The following is a 248-nucleotide window of genomic DNA, read 5'->3' on the forward strand; positions in this document are numbered from 1 at the left end:
CTTCCAGTGTTGGAGGAAGTGCCTCGGGATCAAGGCCGGTATCCAGTGCAAGATAGGCAGTGCCTTCTGCTTCCCCTAACAAAATTAGATTATTTTTGCTGTTCTCATCCGTATCAATTTGCAGATGACGGATTTCCGCATGACTGAATAAAGCACGGTGTTCCGGCGTGCCTTGCTTGAGCAGGATTTTGCCGCGCGCAAACAGTAAAAACTGCGCATCGGGATTGGCCAATGCATTGGTTAAGCTG

General features: G+C 49.2%; 1 protein-coding gene. It reads right to left on the reverse strand.

Annotated elements, in window-relative coordinates:
- Positions 1–248, reverse strand: a 248-nt coding sequence (locus HBA93_RS22560) for an NUDIX-like domain-containing protein (protein WP_221724725.1), incomplete at both ends; no start/stop codon positions are given.

It is taken from the genome of Ochrobactrum sp. SFR4, assembly GCF_019730395.1.
In the GTDB taxonomy this organism is placed as follows: domain Bacteria; phylum Pseudomonadota; class Alphaproteobacteria; order Rhizobiales; family Rhizobiaceae; genus Pseudochrobactrum.